7 protein-coding genes are annotated in these 6,492 nt (G+C 61.7%); 5 read left to right on the top strand and 2 right to left on the bottom strand.

Annotation, left to right across the window (positions count from 1 at the left end; genetic code table 11):
* The 3 genes from EOA19_RS23200 to EOA19_RS23190 all read left to right on the top strand — a co-directional run.
* Positions 1 to 534 (top strand): hypothetical protein (locus tag EOA19_RS23200; protein WP_128304911.1); only part of this gene is annotated, 534 nt, incomplete at its 5' end.
* 709 nt (positions 535 to 1,243) lie between these two features.
* Positions 1,244 to 1,567, top strand: a complete 324-nt coding sequence (locus EOA19_RS23195; protein ID WP_128304910.1) for a DUF736 family protein — start codon at positions 1,244 to 1,246, stop codon at positions 1,565 to 1,567.
* Between the two features lie 57 nt (positions 1,568 to 1,624).
* Complete coding sequence (locus EOA19_RS23190; RefSeq protein ID WP_128304909.1) at positions 1,625 to 1,966, top strand: hypothetical protein; 342 nt, start codon at positions 1,625 to 1,627, stop codon at positions 1,964 to 1,966.
* Positions 1,967 to 2,083: 117 nt separating this feature from the next.
* Here the strand turns inward: EOA19_RS23190 and EOA19_RS23185 are convergent, their stop codons facing one another.
* Both EOA19_RS23185 and EOA19_RS23180 read right to left on the bottom strand, forming a co-directional pair.
* A complete protein-coding gene (locus tag EOA19_RS23185) occupies positions 2,084 to 2,491 on the bottom strand; it encodes a hypothetical protein (RefSeq protein ID WP_128304908.1) in 408 nt (135 codons plus the stop codon).
* Complete coding sequence (locus tag EOA19_RS23180; RefSeq protein WP_128304907.1) at positions 2,488 to 3,168, bottom strand: ParA family protein; 681 nt, start codon at positions 3,166 to 3,168, stop codon at positions 2,488 to 2,490. Before EOA19_RS23180 ends, EOA19_RS23185 begins: the two co-directional genes overlap by 4 nt.
* 472 nt (positions 3,169 to 3,640) lie before the next feature.
* Here EOA19_RS23180 and EOA19_RS23175 point away from each other — a divergent pair, with 472 nt between their 5' ends.
* Positions 3,641 to 4,048 carry a hypothetical protein gene (locus EOA19_RS23175; protein WP_128304906.1) on the top strand — a complete coding sequence of 136 codons (408 nt, stop codon included), beginning with the start codon at positions 3,641 to 3,643 and terminating at the stop codon, positions 4,046 to 4,048.
* Positions 4,045 to 6,285 carry a relaxase/mobilization nuclease domain-containing protein gene (locus tag EOA19_RS23170; protein WP_128304905.1) on the top strand — a complete coding sequence of 747 codons (2,241 nt, stop codon included), beginning with the start codon at positions 4,045 to 4,047 and terminating at the stop codon, positions 6,283 to 6,285. The genes EOA19_RS23175 and EOA19_RS23170 overlap by 4 nt, the downstream gene beginning before the upstream one ends.
* Positions 6,286 to 6,492: the final 207 nt, after the last annotated feature.

Below are 6,492 nucleotides of genomic sequence, written 5' to 3'. Positions count from 1 at the left end.
ATGTCGATGATATTCATAGGCGGATCACGCGAGATATTCGAGCTGCCGGAACCTGCCATCGCGCGCATCGGCGCAATCGTTGCTGCCGAGCACGGCGTGCTGGTTGGCGACGCGCCTGGAGCCGATGCCGAGGCGCAGGGCCTGCTCGCCGGCTACAAGTACGAGCATGTCGGGGTCTTCCATGCCGGCAAGGAACCCCGCAACAATCTGGGCGACTGGGCCGCCTACCATGTTCCGTCTCCTGAAGGAGCTCACGAGCACTGGTTCCACGCCGCCAAGGACCGGGAGATGGCGCGGCGCGCCGACTTTGGCATGATGGTCTGGGACGGCGCATCACCCGGTACGGCCGTCGACGTGCTTCGGCTCGCAATCGCCAACAAGCCGTGCGTCATCTACGATCTGGCCAGGGGCCGGATGGCGACGACGTACAATGTGGAGGACTGGTGCGCCATGCTCCGCAATGCAGGCTCGGACATTCGCCGCCAAGCCGAAGCCCGCATGATGCCGGAGGAGCGTCTAAGGTTGCCAGGATGATTGATGCGGTCCTGCCGACAGCCCGGCGGGTTCAATCCGATAAGTTGATCCGGCTCCTCGCCGCCTAATCCACTTGTATGAGCGGACGGAGCCGGCCCCTTTCGAAACCGGTCCACGCGCAGAGCCGCGGGGCGTTGTGCGGATGATCATCTTGACCCGTCTCGCCTCTGAAGCGGGTGCAAGCGTGCCGAACAACATCCTGGCTTGGCGGGTCATCCAACCTGACTACGGTATCATCCCCCGAGGGGCGTGAAGGCCGCTGCCAGCCGGCCCCGATCTCGAAACCGCTATGCCGCCATACCGAACACGCAAGGCGGTCACGCGCCGGGCTGCTGTTCGATGTGTTGGCAATGCCGACGATATGACCCAGAGGCTGCAGCATGTTCCTGCGGTCCGCCAGCGTTGCGTTGGCGGTCTGGCGATGGCGGCCTGAGTTCTTTTCCTTCGGTCGCATCCGGGGCCATTCCCGTTTCATGTCGCCTTTGTAGACGACCGCCTGCTTTGTGCGGTCAACCCCCGTTGGGGGTACACTCGACGAATATTCAGGAAAATTCGATTTCTGTTTTTATCTGCGGGCAGGCGAAGGGCCTGCCCGCTATTTTTCGGCAAATAGAATTTTCCAGAATTTTCGCCGAGATGACCGCAGCAGGACGGCCCTCTCCTTTGGCGCCATCGGGAATGGTCCCGATGCAACCGAAGGAGAACTACCATGGCCACCACGATCGCAAACCTCACCACCAAGGCCGACGGCTCGATGGAAGGCGTCTTTGCCACGCTCCGGGTCAACGCCCCGATCACCCTGATCCCGAACACCAACAAGTCGCGCGATGACGCGCCCGACTACCGGATCGTCAACAAGCGCACGGGCTTCGAGATCGGAGCCGGCTGGCACCGCATCTCCCAGCGCTCGGGCGAGGAGTACCTCTCGGTCAAGCTGGAAGCCCCCGAGATCGGCGTGATCTTCGGCAATCTCGCTCCCGCCCCGGGTGGCGAGGAAAACAAGAAGGTCATCCTCTGGAACAACCCCCAGTGAGGCATCGGTGGCCGGCCCCGCAAGGGGCCGGCTCCCCACCGGCAAAAGGAGGTTGCAATGAGCCGCTACACCATCACTGTCACTGGCACCGTCACCGGACAGGGCCGCTCGGACCCAGACGCTGTCATCGGCTACGATCCACCACTTCGGACCTACTTCCTGCAAGCGTTCCCGCACGAAGAAACCGACGAGCCCGGTCTTTGGCTCGGCACCCACGATCGCGCGTTCGAAACGCTTGAGGATCTTCACCGCGCAGCCATCTCACACGGCTACGACTTCATCCCGCTGTCGCCCAAACTGGCCGCAAAGCTGGTCGACGACAAAGCGGCAGCCAGCGGGCGTCCGGTGCGAGACACAATCCTCGGCCAAGTGCTGAAACACCTCAACCATCCCAAGTAGGCAGCACATCTCAGGGCCTGCGACGGAGTGTTCCGTCGCGGGCCCTTTTTTTGCACGTTGCAAAGGAGCCACTAACATCACCCGTCACAGCATGCGACAGCGACTCCATACCGCCGATTATTCCTTTGGCAGTTTGTGCTTATGAACGCGGATATAATCCTGCACGGCCTTTCGCAGCAGTTCGGTCATGCTGTGCCCGTTGCTGATCGCCAGCAACTTGAACTGGCGCTGCTCCACTGCCGTCAAATAGTACCCGCAGCGGATCATCTCCTCCTCGCGAATCTTCTTTCCGGCAATGGGGTCCTTTTTCTGACCCTGCCGCAGCAGCTTGCGGAAATTGGGCCTAACTGCCGCGGACGGCTTTGTCGGTTCCTGCATCTGTGGCGCAGCTTGCTCTTTGGTCCCTGACGTCTCAACCTTCGGTGGGATGAACAAACTGGGCAGCGCCGGCGGCTGAGTGGAGATCGCCTTCATCATGCGGGCTTTCTTGTCGTCACCGGGTTTCGGTGCGGTTTCTTCACTCATGCCGCGTTCCTTGTGGCTTCGATGAAGGTTTGCAGAAGGTCGTCGAAGACCCCTTCGCTCTCGGCAATCGCCTTCGCGTCAGGCACCTCGGGGCTGTAAAGGGTCTGCCCGGTCTGAAGGTCGCGGTAGGCAACGCGATTGTGCAGGACGTGTTCTGCAATGGGCGTGCCGTTGGCCTGGATGATGGCGCGCAGTTCGGTCAGGGCTCGCGCCCTGCCATCGATGATGGTCTGCTTGGTCAGCACGAATATCGCCGGCAACGGTCTACCCCGGCTCTCGACCGCCAGCGGGATGTAGTGGTCGGTGATCTGGATGGCGGCGGTCACATCATCGAGGGCAAAATAGACCGGCACGACGACAATGTCGGCCGCGAAGAGCCCGGCCATGAGGTTGTCATTTGTGGTGCCTTCCGTATCGATCAAGACGACGGAGCGTTCCCCGTTGTGAGTGGCTGCCGCGCGAAGGATTTCCTGCGGCGTCATCGCGCTCACCATCGTGAGTCTGTCAGGACGATTGCCAGCTTCGCCCAGCATCTGGAACCAGCGGTTCATGTTCTGCCGCCGGTCGCCATCGATAAGAGTGACCGAATAGCCCCGATGCAGCGCGACGGATGCGAGGGTGCGCAGCATCGTCGATTTGCCAGTGCCGCCCTTTGGGATCGCAGCGGAGATGATCATGGGGCCTCCTTCCGGCGTTGTCTCCTTGTTTCCATGTTAACATGGAAACAAGTCATCATGGACACATGAAACAAAATCACGGTCGAAACATGGTGACATTGTCGACGGGGAAGGCTGGTTTGGCAACCCAGGCGCGCATCGATAAGGGTTCGCTTAAGGTGCGGTTTTGCGCAGCTGCTATCTTCAGCAAATAAGGGGTCCGGTGGCCCGTCGACCGCGCATTTTCCGACTACGCTTTCCGGCTACCCATCAGAGGCCGATGTTTCGATGTTAACATGGAAACATGTCGCCAACGCATCATAGACACACCGCCTCAAATCACGATGGGAACATTTCGCCCGCGCTGCTGCCACTGGTGAGAAGACGCGCCCATAATTTCTTTCCTTATTGGCAGGATAGCCTATTTTGTGATACACACAAAATAGGCGGCGCGGCCCTGGCGGGCCTTAGCGCCCGCAAGCGGGCTTGAGAGATGAATGCAGACGCCCAGAAAGTAGCGGTAAAGAAGGCGTCACAACGCTACGGCGAGGTGACGCACATCCGGTTTTCGGCTGACGAGCTGGCCAGTCTCAAAGCCATTGCGAAGCGCGACGGCGTCACCGTCAGCGAGGTCGTCCGGCGTCTGGTGCGGCCAGAGGTCGGGCATCTGCCTGTCGCGTCAGAGGCGTTGCGGCCCGCGATCGTGGAGATGACCGACCAGCTGCGGCGCGTCGGCATCAATTTCAATCAAGCCGTGCGCGCCATGAACGACGGCCGTGTTGCCCATGATGAGGACCTTGAGCAGGCGCTGATCGCCGTGGGCGACCTCGTGCGGCAGTTTCGCGATGAACTGAAGACGATGACCGTCGGGTCTCGCAAGGCGAGGGAAGCAAGGCCATGAGCGGTCGTCTTGCTGGCTACGCGGCCGAAATCGAACGCTATCTGCGGGGCGAGTCCGGCGTGAAGCGTGAGGTGCTGGACGACGACAAGTCCGTGACGGGCGCCGGACGCGGGGCCGGTGAATTCCAGGCGATGAAGAGTTATGAGCGGACCGGTGGCGGCGGACGCCTCGGGCAAGGACAAGCCGGCTCGACGGCAGGTGGCGGCAGGAACGCCCCTCGTTCGTCGCCGGGAGGATTGGGGGCGGCGGGGAGCTCCGTGTCCAGCAGGGCACCGAAGTCCACTGCTGCTGCGAGTTCGCCCAGGGCCCCTAGCGCGCCGATCATGGTCTATGGCGCCACCCTCGCCGGTTTCCGGCCGGAAGAGGAGGAGGAAGACTGGAAGCGGCGCGGCGGCGGCGACCGTGGTGCGGGTCGCGCGAGCGCTACAGGGCGAGCGGCGCGGACGGGCTATCAGGCGCGGGCCGTGGCGGCACGGGCAGGCTATGCGGCGGGCGCGCAGCCTGCCGTGTTCAAGGTCATGCCCAATCCTCCGTCGACCAGGGAAGCCGCCGCGCGGCTGCTCAATTACATCGGCAAGCGCGAGGACGAAAACGGCGCGAAACACGACATCGAGATTTTTGACGAGGATGGGCAGGTCCTTGCGACAGGCGGCGCACGAAAAGCGTTTCTGGAGACGTTTTGCGAGACGTTCGAACCGCCCCTGGAAAACACCAATTTTATCGAGGTTCGTTTCGAGCTCGCCGGCGAGGTCACCGATGCCGCCTTGAGCGAGGCGCTGAACGAGGCCTTCGGTGCAAAACCGTTCGTCTATGCGCAGGATAAACAGACGGTGCAGGTTTACGCACACACCGATGAGCGGGCAGGGCCGCTTGCAAAGGTGCTGGCCGGTGGTCGGGAAAATTCGCGCAGCAAGGCGCTCGACAAGTGCGAGGCGCGCTTGTCTGAAGCCATGGGCGCGGCTGGTGTGGTAGCCAAGGCAGAGGTTACTGCGGCCGTCAGCCGTGAACCCAAAGCGAAATACTTTTTGCAAAAGTTCATCCGTACAAACAAAGACGTCCGCACTGCGAACGGCGAGCCAATTCGGGGCGCGAGGAACCCCGCCAAGGCGGCGGCTTCGGTCTACGAACAATGGCGCCCGCAGTTTTCGGGGCGTGAGCGCCGCAATGCCTATCATCTGCTTTTCTCGGCGAGAGCCGGCACCGATGCCAATGCCGTCATGGCCGCGGCGCGCGCCGTGCTTGAGGAGCGCGCGCCAGGTTACAAGTTCGTCCTGGCTCATCACAAGGACACCAAGCACGTCCATATCCATGCGATGGTGCAGGCGCGCTCTGCCGACGGCGAGCGCCTGAAATTCTACAAGCCAGATCTCGCCGCCTGGCGCGAGACCTTTGCGGAAAAAGCACGCGAGAACGGCATTGCGATGGTGGCGACGCGGCGTATGGATCATGCGATGACGCGGCCATTCACGAAGGAGCATGCTGGAGCCTATAGCCGCGCGCAGAGCGATCCGCGCTACCAGGTCAGCGCCAGGACGATCGAGCGAGTGGAGGCCAAGCGGCAACGCCGTATCGATGGGCAATCCCTTGTCGTTAACGGCGATGCAATCGCTGCCGCATGGCAAAAGACTGTGACGACGATGCGGACCGCGGGCATAGTCGGTCAGGCTCTCACGGCAGCGGAGTCGATCGGCAACAATTTTCTGCGGTTTCGTGGCGATCGGACAGAGGAAGGGCAACCAGCTCCTGCCGCGGATCGCGGAGCTGATCAATCGGGGCAGAAGTCTTTCCTGTCCCATCCCGGTATGAGAGAATTGAATGCACTGATAGGAGATTTGGATATGGCGCAAACCCCCTTGGAAATGCGGCGTCAGATGGCCCGCGTCAATCAGGCTCTGGACAATATGCGCGGGACGCTGCCGCCGGCGCATCAAGGACAGTTCGAACAATATCGTGAAGAGGTGAACGACAAGATGCACGACCGTCTGGCGCGGCTGCAATTCGAGCGGCAACAGCAGCGTCGTGGTGGTGGCGGTGAGGAGCCAATCCCCGAGCGCGAGGCGCGAGGGCGAGACCTCCCAACTCGGGACGATCCCCGCGAGCCGATTGAGCCGCGTACAGGCGCCGAGCAAGAGAAGGTGAGAGCCAAGCAGAAGGACGCGAACAAACAGGAGGCGCGGCAGTCGGAAGAGCAGGACCGGAAGACCCAGCGCTCAAACGATAACGACTACGAGCGCTGAACAAGGGCCGACCTAGGGTCCTACCGCGGGGGTAGGTTTGCGACGCACTCGTCACACAATGATCAGAAATGGCAGCAATGCGCCTCTTATCGGCGCCGTTCAAGATATTTCCGCCATTTCCCAGAAGCTGCCATTCGGCTTAAGCGGACGACACCTGCTCTCGTTTGACTTGGGCTAAGAGCGTCGTAGCCGATCCGCGGCAATCCC

This window comes from Mesorhizobium sp. M7A.F.Ca.US.010.02.1.1, from assembly GCF_004023085.1.
Lineage (GTDB): Bacteria > Pseudomonadota > Alphaproteobacteria > Rhizobiales > Rhizobiaceae > Mesorhizobium.
The sequence above is the reverse complement of the archived record's forward strand: the minus strand, read 5'-3'. Positions and strand labels throughout refer to the sequence as shown.